General features: G+C 61.4%; 20 protein-coding genes. 13 read left to right on the top strand and 7 right to left on the bottom strand.

Annotated elements, in window-relative coordinates; translation table 11 throughout:
- Positions 1–7: 7 nt before the first annotated feature.
- Positions 8–898: a phosphoserine phosphatase SerB gene (serB, locus tag GVL52_RS17735; RefSeq protein ID WP_160009495.1), complete on the bottom strand. Its 891-nt coding sequence runs from the start codon at positions 896–898 to the stop codon at positions 8–10.
- Between serB and miaA the strand changes: the two genes are divergently transcribed.
- On the top strand, positions 897–1,790 hold the full coding sequence (miaA, locus tag GVL52_RS17730) for a tRNA (adenosine(37)-N6)-dimethylallyltransferase MiaA (RefSeq protein ID WP_160009493.1): 894 nt from the start codon (positions 897–899) through the stop codon (positions 1,788–1,790). The genes serB and miaA overlap by 2 nt on opposite strands.
- A 25-nt stretch (positions 1,791–1,815) precedes the next feature.
- Here miaA and GVL52_RS17725 read toward each other — a convergent pair whose 3' ends face one another.
- Positions 1,816–3,909 carry an ATP-binding protein gene (locus tag GVL52_RS17725; protein ID WP_160009491.1) on the bottom strand — a complete coding sequence of 698 codons (2,094 nt, stop codon included), beginning with the start codon at positions 3,907–3,909 and terminating at the stop codon, positions 1,816–1,818.
- Positions 3,910–4,254: 345 nt separating this feature from the next.
- On the opposite strand from GVL52_RS17725, the gene GVL52_RS17720 reads away from it, so the two are divergent.
- Genes GVL52_RS17720 through ilvN form a run of 4 tightly spaced genes read left to right on the top strand, consistent with a single transcriptional unit; the run spans position 4,255 to position 7,425 of the window.
- Entirely contained in the window at positions 4,255–6,048 is a 1,794-nt protein-coding gene (locus tag GVL52_RS17720; RefSeq protein ID WP_160009489.1) for an acetolactate synthase 3 large subunit, read from the top strand.
- Between the two features lie 54 nt (positions 6,049–6,102).
- Positions 6,103–6,441: an AbrB/MazE/SpoVT family DNA-binding domain-containing protein gene (locus GVL52_RS17715; protein ID WP_160009487.1), complete on the top strand. Its 339-nt coding sequence runs from the start codon at positions 6,103–6,105 to the stop codon at positions 6,439–6,441.
- Positions 6,422–6,823: a type II toxin-antitoxin system VapC family toxin gene (locus GVL52_RS17710; protein WP_160009485.1), complete on the top strand. Its 402-nt coding sequence runs from the start codon at positions 6,422–6,424 to the stop codon at positions 6,821–6,823. Before GVL52_RS17715 ends, GVL52_RS17710 begins: the two co-directional genes overlap by 20 nt.
- A gap of 29 nt (positions 6,824–6,852) precedes the next feature.
- Positions 6,853–7,425, top strand: a complete 573-nt coding sequence (gene ilvN, locus GVL52_RS17705) for an acetolactate synthase small subunit (RefSeq protein WP_160009483.1) — start codon at positions 6,853–6,855, stop codon at positions 7,423–7,425.
- A gap of 36 nt (positions 7,426–7,461) precedes the next feature.
- On the opposite strand, the gene GVL52_RS17700 is transcribed toward ilvN, so the two are convergent.
- Positions 7,462–8,310, bottom strand: a complete 849-nt coding sequence (locus tag GVL52_RS17700; RefSeq protein WP_160009481.1) for an aldo/keto reductase — start codon at positions 8,308–8,310, stop codon at positions 7,462–7,464.
- Between the two features lie 65 nt (positions 8,311–8,375).
- On the opposite strand from GVL52_RS17700, the gene GVL52_RS17695 reads away from it, so the two are divergent.
- The 6 genes from GVL52_RS17695 (at position 8,376) to GVL52_RS17670 (ending at position 11,515) form a co-directional block, all read left to right on the top strand.
- Positions 8,376–8,645, top strand: coding sequence for an AbrB/MazE/SpoVT family DNA-binding domain-containing protein (locus GVL52_RS17695; RefSeq protein WP_160009479.1), 270 nt, complete (start codon positions 8,376–8,378; stop codon positions 8,643–8,645).
- Positions 8,632–8,997 (top strand): type II toxin-antitoxin system PemK/MazF family toxin, encoded by a 366-nt coding sequence (locus GVL52_RS17690; protein WP_160009477.1) that lies wholly within the window; start codon positions 8,632–8,634, stop codon positions 8,995–8,997. Before GVL52_RS17695 ends, GVL52_RS17690 begins: the two co-directional genes overlap by 14 nt.
- Before the next feature lie 124 nt (positions 8,998–9,121).
- Positions 9,122–9,715, top strand: a complete 594-nt coding sequence (locus tag GVL52_RS17685; RefSeq protein WP_160009475.1) for a LysE family translocator — start codon at positions 9,122–9,124, stop codon at positions 9,713–9,715.
- A 129-nt stretch (positions 9,716–9,844) separates the two neighbouring features.
- Positions 9,845–10,501: a nitrile hydratase subunit alpha gene (nthA, locus tag GVL52_RS17680; protein WP_160009473.1), complete on the top strand. Its 657-nt coding sequence runs from the start codon at positions 9,845–9,847 to the stop codon at positions 10,499–10,501.
- Entirely contained in the window at positions 10,498–11,157 is a 660-nt protein-coding gene (gene nthB / locus GVL52_RS17675) for a nitrile hydratase subunit beta (RefSeq protein ID WP_160009471.1), read from the top strand. The genes nthA and nthB overlap by 4 nt, the downstream gene beginning before the upstream one ends.
- On the top strand, positions 11,144–11,515 hold the full coding sequence (locus tag GVL52_RS17670; protein ID WP_160009469.1) for a nitrile hydratase accessory protein: 372 nt from the start codon (positions 11,144–11,146) through the stop codon (positions 11,513–11,515). The genes nthB and GVL52_RS17670 overlap by 14 nt, the downstream gene beginning before the upstream one ends.
- 32 nt (positions 11,516–11,547) lie before the next feature.
- On the opposite strand, the gene GVL52_RS17665 is transcribed toward GVL52_RS17670, so the two are convergent.
- The 3 genes from GVL52_RS17665 to GVL52_RS17655 are packed head-to-tail and all read right to left on the bottom strand — an operon-like array spanning position 11,548 to position 13,244.
- Complete coding sequence (locus GVL52_RS17665; protein ID WP_160009467.1) at positions 11,548–12,330, bottom strand: anti-sigma factor; 783 nt, start codon at positions 12,328–12,330, stop codon at positions 11,548–11,550.
- A complete protein-coding gene (locus tag GVL52_RS17660; protein WP_160009465.1) occupies positions 12,327–12,842 on the bottom strand; it encodes an RNA polymerase sigma factor in 516 nt (171 codons plus the stop codon). The genes GVL52_RS17665 and GVL52_RS17660 overlap by 4 nt, the downstream gene beginning before the upstream one ends.
- Before the next feature lie 21 nt (positions 12,843–12,863).
- Entirely contained in the window at positions 12,864–13,244 is a 381-nt protein-coding gene (locus tag GVL52_RS17655) for a hypothetical protein (protein WP_160009463.1), read from the bottom strand.
- Between the two features lie 346 nt (positions 13,245–13,590).
- Between GVL52_RS17655 and GVL52_RS17650 the strand changes: the two genes are divergently transcribed.
- Entirely contained in the window at positions 13,591–15,102 is a 1,512-nt protein-coding gene (locus tag GVL52_RS17650) for a glycosyltransferase family 39 protein (protein WP_160009461.1), read from the top strand.
- Positions 15,103–15,118: 16 nt separating this feature from the next.
- On the opposite strand, the gene GVL52_RS17645 is transcribed toward GVL52_RS17650, so the two are convergent.
- Entirely contained in the window at positions 15,119–15,817 is a 699-nt protein-coding gene (locus GVL52_RS17645) for a pentapeptide repeat-containing protein (protein ID WP_160009459.1), read from the bottom strand.
- Positions 15,818–15,981: 164 nt separating this feature from the next.
- Between GVL52_RS17645 and GVL52_RS17640 the strand changes: the two genes are divergently transcribed.
- Positions 15,982–17,109 (top strand): ATP-dependent RecD-like DNA helicase, encoded by a 1,128-nt coding sequence (locus GVL52_RS17640; RefSeq protein WP_160009457.1) that lies wholly within the window; start codon positions 15,982–15,984, stop codon positions 17,107–17,109.
- Positions 17,110–17,141 lie beyond the last annotated feature (32 nt).

The following is a 17,141-nucleotide window of genomic DNA, read 5'->3' as shown; positions in this document are numbered from 1 at the left end:
TTCGTTTTCAGACCGTGACGAAATCCGTCTTGCGGTAGCCCTGGATGTAGAGCAGGGCGCTGAGGTCCGAATGGTTGATCTCGATCTTGGCTTCGGCCGCGACTGCCGGCTTGGCGTGGAGCGCGACGCCTGACCCTGCCAGATGCAGCATGCCGAGATCGTTGGCGCCGTCGCCGACGGCCATCGCCTCATAAGGCGAGATACCAAGCCTTGCGCAGATATCCTCGAGCGCATCGACCTTGGCTTGCTTGCCGAGGATCGGTTCGGCGACGAAACCGGTCAGATAGCCGTTTTCCTTAAGCAGGATGTTGGCGCGGTTTTCGTCGAAGCCGAGCGTCTCGGCGATGCGGCTGGTGAAGACGGTGAAGCCGCCGGAGACCAGCGCCGTATAATAGCCCTTCGCCTTCATCGTGGCGATCAGTTCCATGCCGCCTGGTGTCAGGGTGATGCGCTTGGCGATGACCTCGTCGACCACGGAGATCGGCAGGCCCTTCAGCAGCGCCACGCGTTCGCGCAGCGCCGGCTCGAAGGCGATCTCGCCGTTCATGGCGCGCGCCGTGATCGTCGCCACCTTGTCCTTGAGGCCAACTTCGGCGGCCAGCTCGTCGATGCATTCCTGGCCGATCATGGTCGAATCCATGTCGGCGATCAGCAGCTTCTTGCGCCGCGTTTCCTGCTCCTGGATCACCAGATCGATCGCAGCCGTGCCGATGACGGCCGAGATAGCGTCTCGCGCAGCGTCCGCATCGGTGCCGTCGCGGAGCGCGATATCGCAGGCGATCCCGTCGGCCAGCCAGTAGAGACCGGAGGCTTTTGCGGCGTCCGCAGCCTTCTCTGCGATCTCGGGTGTCAGAACAGGATTTGACGGATTGGCAACAAGCGTGGCAACGAGGGCCATGATGGAAAACCTTCTGAACGCAATGGACGCGATCCTGATAACCGGGCCGACCGCCAGCGGCAAGTCCGCACTGGCCGTCGAGCTGGCGAAACGTTACGACGGCGTCGTCGTCAATGCCGACAGCATGCAGGTCTACGATACGCTGCGGGTGCTGACGGCACGGCCGTCCGACGCGGACATGCAGGGCGTGCCGCACTGTCTCTACGGCCATGTGCCGGCCGGCAGTACCTATTCGACCGGGGCCTGGCTGCGGGATGTGACGGCGCTGTTGCCGCGGCTGCGCGCCGAGGGGCGGCTACCGGTGTTCGTCGGCGGTACCGGGCTCTATTTCAAGGCGCTGACCGGCGGACTGTCCGATATGCCCGCTATTCCGGAGGAGATTCGCACGCGGTTGCGTGCGCGCCTGCTCAGCGAGGGCGGAGCGGTGCTGCATGGGGAATTGGGCGCGCTTGATCCGGATATGGCGGCGACGCTCAATCCGCAGGACGGGCAGCGGATCGTGCGGGCGCTGGAGGTGCTGGAGGCGACGGGCCGATCGATCGCCGAGTTGCAGGGGCAGGCCGGGCCAGTGATCGTCAATCCGGAGAGGGCGCAGAAGATCGTGGTACTGCCGCAGCGTGATATCCTGCACGCGCGCATCAACGGTCGTTTCGAGGCGATGCTTGAGCAGGGCGCGGAGGATGAGGTGAGGGCGCTGCTTGATCTGTCGCTGCCGGCCGAGATGCCGGTGATGAAGGCGATCGGGGTGTCGCAGATTTCGGCGATGCTTGGGGGCACGATGACGCGCAAGGACGTGCTCGAAAAGGGCGCGGCGGCGACGCGGCAATATGCCAAGCGGCAGATGACCTGGTTTCGCAACCAGATGGACGAGAGCTGGGAACGACGGAGTTAGACGAGATGGCGCCCGAGGGGTTTTCTCAATCCTTGTCGTAGAGACTGCTCAGCGGCTTCCTGAGGATGCTGTCGCGCAGCGACACGTTTGGCTCGCGGCGAATACTCGTCGGCTGTGCCTGTGGCTCAGCCGGTCTCGGTGCAGGCCTCTGTTCGCCGCGCATCTCGCGTCGCAGCGCTTCAAGCCGGCTGTCGATCGAGGTATCGGCCGCGACGCCGAAGGATTCGCGCGATGAGGTGGGCGGAGCGAGGGGCTCGCGCGGCGGGTAGGACGTGCGGGGCAACATGTCCTGCCGATAGGGTTCGATCGGGGCCAGCGGCGGTGTGCTGGGCATCGGCGCGGGGATGATCGGCGGATAGACGTCGGCCGCAAAGATCTGATCGTATTCGGCGTCCTCTTCCTCGGACAAGTCGAGGCCGGCGCTCTTGTAGCTCTGCTGGAAGGCGGAGATGTCAGGACCGCTGACGGCGCGCATGCGCGAGACGATCTTGCGCAGATCGACATTGTCAGGATCGTCTTCGGTGAGTTTCGGCGTGGCGCCGTTGGCCTTCGGCAGCAGTTCTTCCTGGACGCGCGAGAATCGCATGCGCATCGGCACGCTGATCGCCTCGCCGAAGGCGATGGCCTCGCCGTTGCCGATCGACGAGATGAAGCTGGTGGTCGAGATCGAGGAATTCGGGATCGCCGAGCGGATGATTTCCTGGTCGCGGTCGTTGGACAGGCGCATGGCAAACAGCGTCGAGCACTGCGACAGGATGGTCTGGTCGAGTTCACCGGGGCGCTGGGTGATGATGCCGAGCGAGACGCCGTATTTGCGGCCTTCCTTGGCTATGCGGGCGATGGCCTGGCGGGTCGGGACGAAGCCGAGGTTCGGGTCCGACGGGATATAGCGGTGGGCTTCCTCGCAAACAACAAGCATGTGAATGGCGCCATCGCTCCAAAGCGCGATTTCGAATGCCATGCGGCAGAGGACCGAAGCGACCGAATTGACGACCTCGGACGGGATGCCGGAGAGCTGGAAGGTGCAGATCGGCCGGTTGTCGCCGGGGACGCGGAAGATCTCGGCCACGGTCTCCATGATCGTGTCCGAGATCGTGTTGTTGGAGAACATGAAGTGGTAGCGCGGATCGTTGATCGCGGCGATGATGCGCATCTTCAACGATCGCAGGAAGGGCTTTTCCGTGCGGCCTTCCAGCCGGCCGATGCGCTCGTCGATCAGCGCCAGCAGGTCGGCCATGCGGTAGGGAACCGGCGTGTCGGCGGTGATCGAGCTCTTCTCGGTGGTGCGGCGGACCAACGAATTGTCGCTGCCGCGGAAGCCGCGCTTGGCCTCCGGCAGGATGTCGCGCAGGATGTCGAGTTCTTCCGGCACCGGCGTTCTGCCGCGGAAGACCACTTCGGCGAATTCCTCCAGCCGCATCAGCCAGAAGGGCAGATCGAGGGTGTCGGTATCGACGACGACCGAGTGATGCGGGAAGGCAGCGGCAAATTCGTTGTGCGGATCGAGGATCAGGACGCGCAGCTTCGGGTCGGCCTCGATCGCCTTGTGCAGCAGCAGCGAGACAGCAGTCGATTTGCCGACGCCGGTCGAGCCGACGATGGCGAAGTGTTTCGATAGCATCGATGGAATGTGGATCGATGCGTCGATGCTGTCGTCCTGGGTCAGCTTGCCGATGACGGCCGTGGTGCCGGTGCCGGCATCGTAGATGCGCATCAGGTCTGCGGAGCGGATGCGGTGGGCCACGGCGCCGAGATAGGGGTAGCGGGAAATGCCGGTGGAGAATTGCTCGGTGCCATCCTCATCGACGCGGACTTCGCCGAGCAGCTCGGTCTCGATCTTGAAATAGTTGTCTTCGCCTTCGCCCCAGGCATGGCTGCCGGTGTTCATGGAATAGACAAGCGCGACGACACGGTTGCGGCCAACGGTGATGGAGATCAGACGGCCGACGGACCAGAGTTCGGTGAGATCGGTGCCGCCGGCTTCGGCGATTGCGGCGATGGTGGCGCGCGACCCGCTGCACGCGACGACGCGGCCGAGGAAACGGTTCCCGGGTACATGGCTGTCGCGGCGGTCATGCTCGCCTGCGTCGCCTGACGTCTGCAAGTCGTTGTCGTGCAAAGGGCTACTCCCTGCGATTGCGGCAAGGATATAAGCGAACGTTTAACAAACCCTTTTGCGCACAAGCGCTTGTGCCGCTGCGTTTATTACGCCGAACGCATGCTCGGCTTTTTATTGCTTTAAGCGTTGACGCTGCGAAATTTTCTGTCTATCACTTGCCGCCATGAAGATAGCAGCAATTCTTATTGTGGTGGGACAGCGCATGGGCAGGATGGTGTAACCATCCGGCGATAGCCACCCATGCGCTAGACAACAGGCTCCCGAAGGGGCCTTTTTTTATGCCTGAAACACAGGCTTCCCGGCTACAGACCTTCAAATCCCAGCAGTCAAAACGGAACAAAAAACATGACGGGCACGGACAAGCAGACGGACGACAATCGTATGACCGGCGCGGAGATCGTCATCCGCGCACTCAAGGACAATGGTGTCGAGCATCTCTTCGGTTATCCGGGTGGCGCTGTGCTGCCGATCTATGACGAGATCTTCCAGCAGGACGACATCAAGCACATCCTGGTTCGCCACGAGCAGGGCGCCGGCCATGCGGCCGAAGGCTATGCCCGCTCGACCGGCAAGGTCGGCGTCATGCTCGTCACCTCGGGTCCGGGTGCCACCAATGCCGTCACGCCGCTGCAGGACGCGCTGATGGATTCGATCCCGCTGGTCTGCCTGACCGGCCAGGTTCCGACATCGCTGATCGGCTCCGACGCCTTCCAGGAAGCCGACACGATCGGCATCACCCGGCCGTGCACCAAGCACAACTGGCTGGTCAAGGATGTCAACGAGTTGGCGGCGGTCATTCATGAGGCCTTCCGCATTGCCCAGTCCGGCCGTCCGGGGCCCGTTCTGGTCGATATTCCGAAGGACGTGCAGTTTGCCACCGGCACCTACACGCCGCCAGCAGCGCATGCGATCCAGAAGAGCTACCAGCCGCAGGTCCAGGGCGATATCAACCAGATCCATGCGGCGATCGAACTGATGGCCGGTGCGCGCCGTCCGATCATCTATTCCGGCGGCGGCGTCATCAACTCGGGGCCGGAGGCTTCCAAGCTGCTGCGCGAGCTGGTTTCGCTGACCAACTTCCCGATCACCTCGACGCTGATGGGTCTCGGTGCCTATCCGGCATCCGGCCCGAACTGGCTGAAGATGCTCGGCATGCACGGCTCCTACGAAGCCAACATGGCGATGCATGATTGCGACGTCATGGTCTGCATCGGTGCCCGCTTCGACGACCGCATCACCGGCCGGCTGAACGCGTTCTCGCCGAACTCGAAGAAGATCCACATCGACATCGATCCGTCGTCGATCAACAAGAACGTGCGCGTCGATGTTCCGATCCGTGGCGATGTCGGCAACGTCCTCGAAGACATGGTTCGCCTGTGGCGGGCGCTGCCGAAGAAGCCTGAGAAGAGCCAGACTGCCGAGTGGTGGGCTGACATCACTCGCTGGCGAGCGCGCAACTCTTTTGCCTACACGATGAGCAAAGACGTGATCATGCCGCAATATGCGCTGGAGCGCCTGTTTGCGCTGACCAAGGATCGCGACACCTACATCACGACAGAAGTCGGCCAGCACCAGATGTGGGCAGCGCAGTTCTTCGGCTTCGAGCAGCCGAACCGCTGGATGACATCGGGTGGCCTCGGCACCATGGGTTACGGCCTGCCGGCGGCACTCGGCGTGCAGATCGCCCATCCGGAGAGCCTGGTCATCGACATTGCCGGCGACGCATCGATCCAGATGTGCATCCAGGAAATGTCGGCAGCGATCCAGCATGATGCGCCGATCAAGATCTTCATCATGAACAACCAGTATATGGGCATGGTGCGCCAGTGGCAGCAGCTGCTCCACGGCAACCGGCTGTCGAACTCCTACACCGAGGCGATGCCCGATTTCGTCAAGCTGGCGGAAGCCTATGGCGCCGTCGGCCTGCGTTGCGAAAAGCCAGCCGATCTCGATGCGACCATCCAGGAGATGATCGATGTCAAGAAGCCGGTGATCTTCGATTGCCGTGTCGCCAATCTCGCCAACTGCTTTCCGATGATCCCATCGGGCAAGGCACATAACGAGATGCTGCTGCCGGATGAGGCCACCGACGAGGCTGTTGCCAACGCGATCGATGCCAAGGGCCGCGCGCTCGTTTGATCGAACAGAGGGGACGCGGTAGAGTTGCCGCGTCCCAGTCACCGGAGCGAACAGATGAACACGACGAAGATGTCCAAGACAGGTGCGATCGTGCTGCCAAAGGCAGTTCGCGATGCGCATGGTTTTGAGCCGGGAGTCGAGTTCGAGGTGATCGACGGCGGTGGCGTCATCACGTTGCGGCCGGTCGAGACGCCGGCTCATGCGGGCACGCTCGCTGACGCTGATACGCCTGTGAAGAAGCTGACGGCTCAGGAGTTCCTGGACAGCATTCCGAAATACAAGGGGCCTCCGATCGAGCTTACGAGCGAGGCGATCCGAGAAGCTATCGACCAAGAGGCTATTGAAGATTGGGAGCGACTGGAGCGTCAGTGGAATGAAGACAAGAACGATTGATACCAATTTTCTTGTTCGTTTGCTGGCGAACGATGACAGTGACCAATGGGCGACAGCCGCTGCGCTTTCGAAAAGCTTTCATCTAATCGTGCTGCCGACCGTCATTCTCGAAACCGAATGGGTACTTCGTAGCAAGTTCAAGCTTCAGCGTAGCTATATCCTTGAGCTCTTTCGCGGAATGCTGAATTCCGACGCGATTATCGTGGCTGAGAGGGAACGCATAGCGCGGTCGCTGGAATGTTTCGAAGCTGGCATGGATTTCGCCGACGCTCTGCATATCAGTCTCACCGGTGATGGCGAAACCTTCGTCACGTTCGACCGTGATCTCGTCAAGCTGGCGCAAAAGCATATCAATACCGTCAGCGTCGAGCTGGCGTCCTGAAAAAAATCTGAGGAAACGGAACCGAAGACATGAACGCACATCTACAGCCGACGGGCTCTGCCTACTTCATTTCGCCGGAAACGGCGGCGAGCGAGAACCATACGCTTTCGGTTCTGGTCGATAACGAGCCGGGCGTGCTTGCCCGCGTCATCGGCCTGTTTTCCGGTCGCGGCTACAACATCGAGAGCCTGACGGTGTCGGAGACCGAGCATCAGGCACATCTGTCGCGCATTACCGTCGTCACCCGTGGGACGCCGCAGGTGCTGGAACAGATCAAGGCGCAGCTCGAGCGCATCGTGCCCGTCCATCGCGTCGTCGATCTGACGGTGCGCGCCCGCGAACTCGGGCAGGAGCGGCCGATCGAGCGCGAAGTGGCGCTGATCAAGGTGGTTGGCGAGGGCGAAATGCGTGCCGAAACGCTGCGTCTGGCCGATGCCTTCCACGCAAAGGTGGTCGATGCCACCGTCGAGCATTTCATTCTGGAACTGACCGGCAAGTCGTCGAAGATCGACCAGTTCGTGGCGATCATGAAGCCGCTCGGCCTCGTCGAGGTTTGCCGCACCGGTATTGCGGCGATGAACCGTGGTTCGCAGGGGATGTAAATCCACCGATTTCGAAGCGTTCGAAGCCGCTGGGGATCAGAGCATCTCCAGCGGCTTTTTTCGTGACGGCGGCGGGAAGGCGGCGTCGAGGGCTGCCCAGTCCTCGTCGCTGATGTCGAGCGAGACGGCATCGCGGTTTTCAGCCGCCCGCGCGGCACTCGATGTCTTCGGGATGACGATGACGCCGTCACGCTCCAGCAGGAAGGCCAGCGCAAGCTGGGCCGGCGTTGCCTGGTTGGCCTTTGCGATGCGGATGATTTCGGGGTGGCGGATGATACGGCCCTGCTCGATTGGGGAATAGGCCATGATTGGGATGTTGCGGCTCTGGCACCAGGGCAGCAGGTCGAACTCGATGCCGCGGCGGGAGAGATTGTAGAGCACTTGATTGGCGGCGACTTTTTTGCCTGCTGGAACGGCCAGCAGTTCCTCCATATCGTCGGTGTCGAAATTGGAGACGCCCCAGGCGCGGATCTTGCCGGATGCCTTCAGCGTCTCGAACGCCTCGACGGTTTCGGCCAGTGGGTGGTCGCCGCGCCAGTGGAGGAGATAGAGGTCGATGCGGTCGGTGCCCAGGCGCGACAGGCTGCTTTCGCAGGCCTCGATCGTTCCGGTGCGGCTGGCGTTCCAGGGATAGACCTTGCTGACGAGGAAGACCTCGTCGCGGCGGCCGCGGATCGCTTCGCCAACGATCCTTTCGGCGCCGCCCTCGGCATACATTTCAGCGGTGTCGATCAGCACCATGCCAAGGTCGAGGCCGGCACGCAGGCTTTCAATCTCGCGCTTTGCCTCGGAGGCGTTCTCGCCCATGTTCCAGGTGCCCTGTCCGATGACCGGGACTTCAGTGCCATCGGGCAGGCTGATGGTGGGGATCGGATCGTCCTGCATGGTGCGGCCTCGTCTTGTTGCCGGTGTCTCTGATGGGTGATAACATCGGATATCAAGGGTGAGATATGACCAAAGTCACGATTTCCAAGTGGGGTAATAGCATCGCTATTCGCTTGCCAAAAGCAGTGACTGATGAGCTGCGTCTCAGTGCTGGCGACGTCGTGAACCTCGACGTCAGCGATGGCAAGGTGACCTTACAGAAGCCGACGCGGAGGTTAGCGCCATCTTTGGACGAGATGATCGCCGAGATGGACCGGGTCGGCTGGGAGAACGAGCCTGATGCGGTCGATTGGGGGCCTGATGTCGGCTCCGAACGATTGCATGAGCACGATTGAACCTGGACCTTCGGCCGGCGATATCTATCTTGCCAATTTGAACTCAATTCGCGGCAGCGAGCAGTCTGGTGTCCGTCCCGTCATCGTAATCTCCGAGCAGACGATGAACTGTCGCTTGAAGCGTGTGATCGTCTGCCCGGTGACCAGCAACATGCAGCCGTGGATGACCAAGGTTGCTTTGCCTGATCACCTTGAGACGCGTGGCATGGTGCTTGTTGATCAGGTTCGATCGATCGACAAGGCGGAGCGGTTGTTACGCTTCATCGAGCCAACGTCGCCAGCGTTTCTTGGCGAGGTTCGCAGCTATCTCGGCAGGCTGCTGGGGCTCGAGTTGCCGGATAGTGCTGGTTAGTTGCTTGCTGTTTCATCCAATCCTGTCACCGTGACAATGCAGATGTAGTACCTCCAATTTAGGTCAGGCATACTGACCTAAATCAACAAGGCCCGCTTTATCAATTGCGGGGTCGGGAGGTCTCATGCCGCTGGATACATTTCTGGCACTCGTTCTGTTTGCCTTCACCACATCGATCACGCCGGGCCCGAACAATATGATGCTGTTTGCGTCGGGGGTGAATTTCGGCTTCCGCCGGACGATCCCGCACATGCTGGGGATTGGCGTCGGGTTCTTTTCCTTGCTGCTCGGCGTCGGGCTGGGGCTTGGTGCGGTGCTGCATACCGTGCCCATCGTCTACACCGTGCTGAAGTTTGCCGGCCGTGCCTATCTCGTCTGGATCGCCTGGAAGATCGGCACGTCGCGGTCGCTCAGTGAAGGCGAGGGGGCGGTGAAGCCGATGGCGTTCCTGTCGGCGGCAGCGTTCCAGTGGGTCAATCCCAAGGCCTGGGTGATGGCGGTGACGGCGATGGCGACCTATACGATCGCGGATGTCTATTTCGCTAGCGTGCTGGTCGTCGGGTTGGTGTTCGCTGCCGTGAACGTGCCGAGCGTATCGACCTGGGCGGGGTTCGGCTCGGCTTTGCGCGAATGGTTGTCGGACCCGGTGCGGCTGAAATGGTTCAATATCAGCATGGCGGTGCTTCTGGTTCTGAGCCTTTGGCCGATGCTGAAATAGCGTGATCGACGGTTTCGTCAGCACCAGCGTAAGCGTGGTCAGGTCGAGAACACGCATGAGCATGGCAGGGGTTGGCGGTGCGTTTCGAAGCGCCTAAAGATGGTGTGATCAACTGGCGGAGGTTCTCTCGTGCACGACGACGATCACCATCACGGCGATGACCACGTTCATCCCCATGGGCATGACCACGACAACCACTATTCCGACATGCAGGCGCGGGTGAAGGCACTGGAGACGGTGCTGACCGAGAAGGGGCTGATCGATCCTCAGGCCATCGATGTGATCGTCGATACCTATCAGACCAGGATCGGGCCACGAAACGGCGCGCGCGTGGTGGCCAAGGCCTGGAGCGATCCCGAATTTGCTGGATGGCTGAAGACGGATGCGACGGCGGCGATTGCCAGCCTCGGCTATACCGGACGGCAGGGCGAGCACATGCGCGCGGTGTTCAACACCGACGAGACGCACAATCTCGTCGTCTGCACGCTGTGCTCCTGCTATCCGTGGTCCGTCCTCGGCCTGCCGCCTGTCTGGTACAAAGCGCCGAGCTATCGCTCGCGGGCGGTGATCGATCCGCGCGGCGTGCTTGCCGAATTCGGCGTGACGCTGCCCGAGGGGCAGAAGATCCGGGTGTGGGATTCGACGGCGGAGTTGCGTTATCTGGTCATTCCCCAGCGACCTGCGGGCACCGAGGGCTGGAGCGAGGAGCAGCTCGCCGATCTGGTCAGCCGCGATGCGATGATCGGTGCCGGTGTTGCCGCTGCACTGCCTGGAGCAGCGGCATGAACGGGCCGCATGATCTTGGCGGGCAGATGGGCTTTGGGCCGGTGGCGCCGGAGAAGGACGAGCCGTATTTTCATGCGGAGTGGGAAAAGCGGGCGCTCGGGCTAACGCTTTCCTGCGGTGCCTTCGGTGCCTGGACCATCGACGAGAGCCGGCACGCGCGCGAAAGCATTCCGCCAGCGCGCTATCTCTCGGCCAGCTACTACGAGATCTGGACGCGGGCGCTGGAAGTGCTGCTCCAGCGGCACGGGTTCCTCAGGGCCGAGGAGATCGAGGCCGGCCACAAGCAGTTCGACGGGGCGACACCGAAGCGGGTGCTGACGGCCGACATGGTGGCAGGGGTGCTCGCCAAGGGTGGGCCGTGCGATCGTCCGGTGGAGGCTGCGGCGCGGTTTGCGGTCGGCGACCGGGTGAAGACGCGGAATTTCAATCCGGTGACACACACGCGGCTGCCGCGCTACGCGCGTGCCAAGGTCGGGATGATCGAGGCGGTGCAGGGCACTTTCGTGTTTCCTGACGACAATGCGCATGGCAAGGGCGAGAACCCGCAATGGGTCTACACCGTCGTGTTCGACGGCGGCGAGATCTGGGGCGAGGGGGCTGATCCTTCGCTCACCGTGTCCATCGATGCCTGGGAGAGCTATCTTGAGCGCGTGTGAAACCCGGTCGCCGCTGGCGCAATCGCCGCAGCTGCCGCGCGCTGCAGATGGCGAGCCGGTGTTTCCGCAGCCCTGGGCGGCGGAAGCCTTTGCGATGACCGTGCATCTGCACGAGCGCGGATTGTTTTCGTGGAGCGAGTGGGCGGAGAGCCTGTCCGCCGAGTTGCACAAGCCCGGCCGGGCTGAAGACGGCGGCGATTATTTCGACTGCTGGGTGGCAGCACTTTCGGCGATCCTTGTCAGCCGCGGCGTGGCCGATGCCGATACGATCCTCGCCTTGCAGCAAAGTTGGCAGCGGGCGGCCGAAGCCACGCCGCATGGCAAGCCGATCGTGCGGGAGAATGATCCGCTGCGTTAGCGGTCAATAGGGCGTGTCACTGCCAGGTGACGTCATGACGGGAACTGGCGGTAGCATTCCTCCGCGACTTTCTGCAATGCGTCCCGCGAGATCTCGCCGGTGACGGCATAGCCGAGTTCGCCGTCGATCCAGTAGAAGGTCTCGACATTATCAGACGAGGCAAAGCGGAAGCTGGTCGTCCTGTTGCTGGCGTTGCGGCCGACCAGAACGGTCAGGCGTTCGCCTGTCTGGTTCTCGTACATGAACATCGCCCCCGGCTTGCCATCGACAGGCAGCAGACGGCCGCCGACTAGGTGGTAATTCAGGCTCTGCAGGTCTGGAACCTTGAGGTTCGAGATGGCCAGCCGCTTGCCGAGCCATGTGGCCAAATGCGCTTCCTCGTTGGCGAATACCTCGACGGGATGGCGGACTTCGCCAGCGTAAACCAGGAAGGCGTTCTGTGCCTGCTTCGGGAAGGTTTCCGACGCCGTCAGTTGTAGCGCCGGCTGTTCGAACAGGATCGGGCCGTAGTGGCCGGCGAGGGTGCCGGCGGCAAAGACGGCGATGGTTGCCGCGACAGCGGCGAGGCGCTTCGACGACGAGGAGAGGCGGGGTGACTGACCCACCAGATCGGCATCTGCAGGCTTGGTTTTCTCGTAGCCCGCGAACATCGACCTGATCCCGGCATTCTGTGCCTGCCATGCCTCGACCTTGGCGACATCCTCGGCATTGTCGTGCAGCCAGGCTTCGATGCGGGCGTGGTCTGCATCCGGCAACTGGCCGTCGGCATAGGCGTGCAGGTCCGCTTCGGTGACGGTGGGGTTGATCTCGGTCATTTCGGTCTCCGAAGCGTAATGATGTTGTCTGCCTTCAGGCGATCGGCGATCTGCTGGCGGGCGCGCGACAGGCGCGACATGACCGTGCCGATCGGGATATCGAGCACCGATGCGACCTGCTGGTAGGTGTAGCCTTCGATGACGATGAGCATCAGCACGGCGCGATGATCTTCCGACAGGCTATTCAAAGCAGCTTCGAGCCGTGCGCGCTCGAGCGGGTCGTTCGGCACCTCGGGGGCGGCGAGTTCGCCGGCGCCTTCGAGATCGACGAGATTGCTGTGGATGGTGCTGCGGCGTTGGTTGCGGTAGAGATTGGTCATGATCGTCAGGATCCAGCCGCGCAGGTTCAGCCCGCGCCATTGAGTGCGGCGGGCAAGCACCTTCTCGACGCAGTCCTGCAGCAGGTCCTCGCCGTCGGTATCGGAGCGGGTCAGGCTGCGGGAATAGCGCCTAAGCGCCGGGAGGAGGGCCAGGATCTGGCCCTCGAAGCTTTCGTGTGCGGGTGGCTTCATGCCCGATATCCCGTATGCCGCTTATGGCTTTGCGACATTCCAGACATCCTTGAAACCGTCGCCGGTGACATCGCCCATCTTGGCGTCCTTCATCCAGAAGTAGAGGGGCATGCCGTCCTTGGCCCACTGCTTACTGCCGTCCTTGCGGTCGACGATCGAGTATGCCCCTTCTGCCTTGGCATTGCCATCGGCCATCAGTGGCGGCCAGGCCTTGGCGCAATCGCCATCGCAATTGGACACGCCCATGGTGTCCTTCTTGAAGGTGTAGAGCGACATGCCATTCTCGCCGGCCAGTACCTTGCCCTTGGCGGAATCGACGGTCTTCAACGGCGGGGCTGCGAAGGCTGCGGTGGCGGCTGCGGATGCGACGGCCATGACGATCAGGAATTTTGCGGATTTCATCGGCTCTCTCCTCGGGTTGGGCAGACACTTTTTGCGTTGCCTGACATGAGACACGAGAGGGGACGGTTTTATTCCCGGGGGCGTGAGGATTTTCTGGATCGGAGCTTCGTCCATCCATTGCGGGTCGTTCGGCGCTGTTGTCCGATTGACGCTTAGGACAAATTTTACCGTGCTTGAGTAGCTTTCATACATAGGAAAGTAGGGGGGCATGCATGCAGGAAACAGGTTGCGAATTGTATCTGCCCGTCGAGCGTGAATGCGCGTATTTCCCCAAGCTGCATCTCCACCTCACCAAGCGCGCCATTGCACTATGAGCAGCGCGCTGCAGACGGATAGTGGCACTGATATGCGTTCCCCACGCGGCTCGCACCGATTTTGGCTTGCCGTTGCTCTGGTCGCCTTATTGGGATTGGCGCTGCGCATACCGTCACTGACGCGGTCGGTGTGGTTGGATGAGGCCTACAGCGCCTGGTTCGCATCCAGATCGCTACATGATCTGTGGACGGTCGTGCCCACCTATGAGGGGCATCCGCCGCTCTACTATACGCTGTTGAAAGGCTGGACGGCGCTCTTTGGAACATCGGAAGTGGCACTGCGCGGCCCCACCGTGCTGGCCAGCCTACTGACCATCGTGCTGGTCGCGGTGTCAGGCAGGGTTCTGAAGGCAGGGCCGACCGGCGATAAAGTTGCGCTTCTCGCTGCATTTTTTCTTGCGCTCAATTTCGGCAATATCAGATATGCCCAGCAGGCCCGGCCTTACGCGCTGGAGACGTTGACGGCGTCATTTGCTGTGCTGGGCGCGCTTCTGGTTGTCCGGCTCTTGCTTTTTCAAAGTGACCGTCAGCGTTCCGATTTTCGCGCGCTTTTGCCCGGCATCGTTATGCTTTCGGTCGGCACAGGCGCGACCCTCTGGCTACACAACACCGCATTGTTCATCGCGTTCGGAATATGGGTGGGCCTTGGTCTGTCGCTGCTTTTGCTGCCGGGGGGAAATCGCTGGCATAAACTGCTTGCCGTCATCCTCCCTGGTCTTGGTGCGCTGCTCATATGGTCGCCCTACATTCCGACTTATGTCCGCCAGGTAACCGGCTTCTCAGGCACGCCGTTCTGGATCGTCTTCACTGCGCATGATCTTCTCAGCGCGTGGTATCTGATTGCAGGCACCATTCCATCGCTGATCCTGATCGCATTCTTTGGAGTCGCGGGGGTGGTGCTTTTGTGGCGCCTGGCGCCACCCCTGGCCGTGCTGCTTGTCACCGTTCTCCTGCTTCCCTGGGCTTCTGTGCTGCTGGTGAGCTACCTTGCCAAGCCGATTTTCATTGACCGGCTATTCGCATGGATGGCGCCTTCGGTGCTTGCACTGGTGGCCTTCGGCATTGTGGCAGGACTGACGCAGCCATTGCTTCGATTGGCGGCGATTGTCTTGGTTGGCTCTCTTTGTGCATTTTCGACCGGGGCCTACTACACGTGGTCAACTGAGGACTGGCGAGGCATCATCAGGCAGATCGCGGAACAGAGTGAACCCGGTGATCTCATTATCGGCAATTCAAGCGAAGTTTATCTTCCATTCGCCTATTATGGTCCGGGTGTGCCCAACTTGCCTGATCTGCTTGTCGTGCCGGGGCCGTTTCCGGTTATCGATCCGACGCATCGACGATTTACCGCTACTCCGGTCGTGAGCAGCGAGGATAGACCGGCCGTGCAGCGCGCCTTGGCAGTTCATTCGCGCGTCTGGCTGGTCGAACTCAGATCTGATCTCTTCGATCCTGAGGGTATCGTTGCCAAGCAGATAGCCGGTTCCCGCAAATTGCAGCATTCCTTTGAGCAAGTCGGTATCCGGGTTACCTTATTTCAGTAGCAACCAAAGAGCGCAGCTATTGAACGTTCAGGCCAAGCTCGGCCAGCAGTTGGCCGGCCTGGCTCCGCGAAATGGTTGCGCCCTTGAACTGCTTGGCGTTGAAGAGCCTGATGCCGCCGAGATCGGCGCCGCGCAGGTCTGCGCCTTCGAAGCGGCAATCCACCAGATTGGCATCGCGCAAGCTGCAGCCGTCGAAGACTGCCAGGCGAAAATCGGATTTGCGCAGGTCGGCGTTCTGGAACTCGAGCTTGATCAGCCGCATCTTGCGGAAGGAAAAGTTCGGCAGTCGGGCGTCGGCGAACAGGACTTCCTCGAAGCTGGCGTTCAGCGACTTGGTTTCCGAAAGGTTGGCGCCGGTCATCTTGCTGCGCTTGATGATCGAAGAGGTCATCGTGGCGCCGCGGAAGTTGGCGTTGTTGAAGTCGCATCCGGTTATTCTGGTCTCCGACAGATCGGCGCCGGTGAAATCGGCAAAACCGCCGCGGCAGCCCTCCCAGCGTGAGCCCTCGAGTTTGGCACCGATCAGGTTCGTTCGCTTGAGGATGCAGCCGTCGAACAGCCAGCCGAGCATCGATAGCCGCGACAGGTCGCATTCCTCCAGATCGCAGCGCAACAGTTTGACCGCGGTGTTCTTAGCCGATAGCGCCTCGATGTCGGGCCGCTCCAGGCGCTGGTCTTCGACGACGATCGGGTTGGCATTTTGCACGTCGGTCATGTCGGACGAGATCCAATTGTTGCTGCCGTGTGAGGCGAGGCGGCGTTCGTCCGTTTGTAGGCGTGCCGATCTCGGCTGTCATGCCTGTTTGGATGGCTTTCTCCCGCAAACCCCGGATTTTTGCGGTTGCCTATCCCGCGCGAATCCTGCCAAGTCGATTGATCATGCAATTTGCTCCGCAACAAGACGAAGCCCTGAAAGCCGTTGCAAAATGGCTGAAAGAGGGAAAGACACCGATTTTCCGCCTGTTCGGCTATGCCGGTACGGGCAAGACCACCCTTGCGCGGCATTTTGCCGAACATGTCGATGGCGACGTGCTGTTTGCGGCGTTCACCGGCAAGGCGGCACAGGTGTTGCGTACGCGGGGTGCCAGCAATGCCCGCACGCTGCATTCGCTGATCTACCGGCCTCGCGGCGAAGAGGCCGTCGAGGACGAAGAGACCGGCAAGACCTCGATCGCGCCGATGTTTACCATCAACCGGCAGAGCCCGGTGGCGAAGGCCGCGCTGATCATCGTCGACGAGTGCTCGATGGTGGATGAGGCGCTGGGCAAGGATCTGATGAGCTTCGGCACGCCGATCCTGGTGCTCGGCGATCCCGGGCAGTTGCCGCCGGTATCCGGTGGGGGCTATTTCACCAACCAGGAGCCGGATTACCTGCTGACCGACATTCACCGGCAGGCGCGCGACAACCCGATCATCGGGCTCGCCATGCAGGTGCGCGAGGGCAAGGAGATCATGTACGGCGATTACGGCGCCGCGCAGGTGATCTCGAAGAACGAGGTCAACCAGGCGCTGGTGCTGGATGCCGATCAGGTGCTGGTTGGAACCAACCGTACGCGCCGGCGCTATAACCAGCGGCTGCGCGAGCTCAAGGGGTTCACCACCGATTATCCGCAGGCAGGCGACAAGCTGGTGTGCCTGCGCAACGATCCTGCCAAGGGGTTGCTGAACGGCTCGCTGTGGCAGGTGATGACGTCGTCGAAGGAAACGACGAAACCCGGCATCAATCTGCTGATCCGGCCCGAGGACGACGACATCGATCGCGGGGCGGCGAAGATCAAGCTGCTGAAGCAGGTGTTCGAGAATGTCGAGGAAGAGATCCCCTGGAATACCCGCAAGCGCTATGACGAGTTCGACTTCGGCTATGCATTGACCGTTCACAAGGCGCAGGGTTCGCAATGGAACAATGTCGTGCTGTTCGATGAAAGCTGGGCGTTTCGCGATACGAGGGAACGCTGGCTCTATACGGCGATCACGCGTGCTGCGGAGACGATCACCATCGTTCGCTGAACTGTCCGGAGGCTGTGGGCGGAGCGATCGGT

Origin of the sequence: Rhizobium sp. 18055, from assembly GCF_902706285.1 — a bacterium.
Lineage (GTDB): Bacteria > Pseudomonadota > Alphaproteobacteria > Rhizobiales > Rhizobiaceae > Rhizobium.
This window is presented reverse-complemented; position numbering and strand designations above follow the sequence as displayed.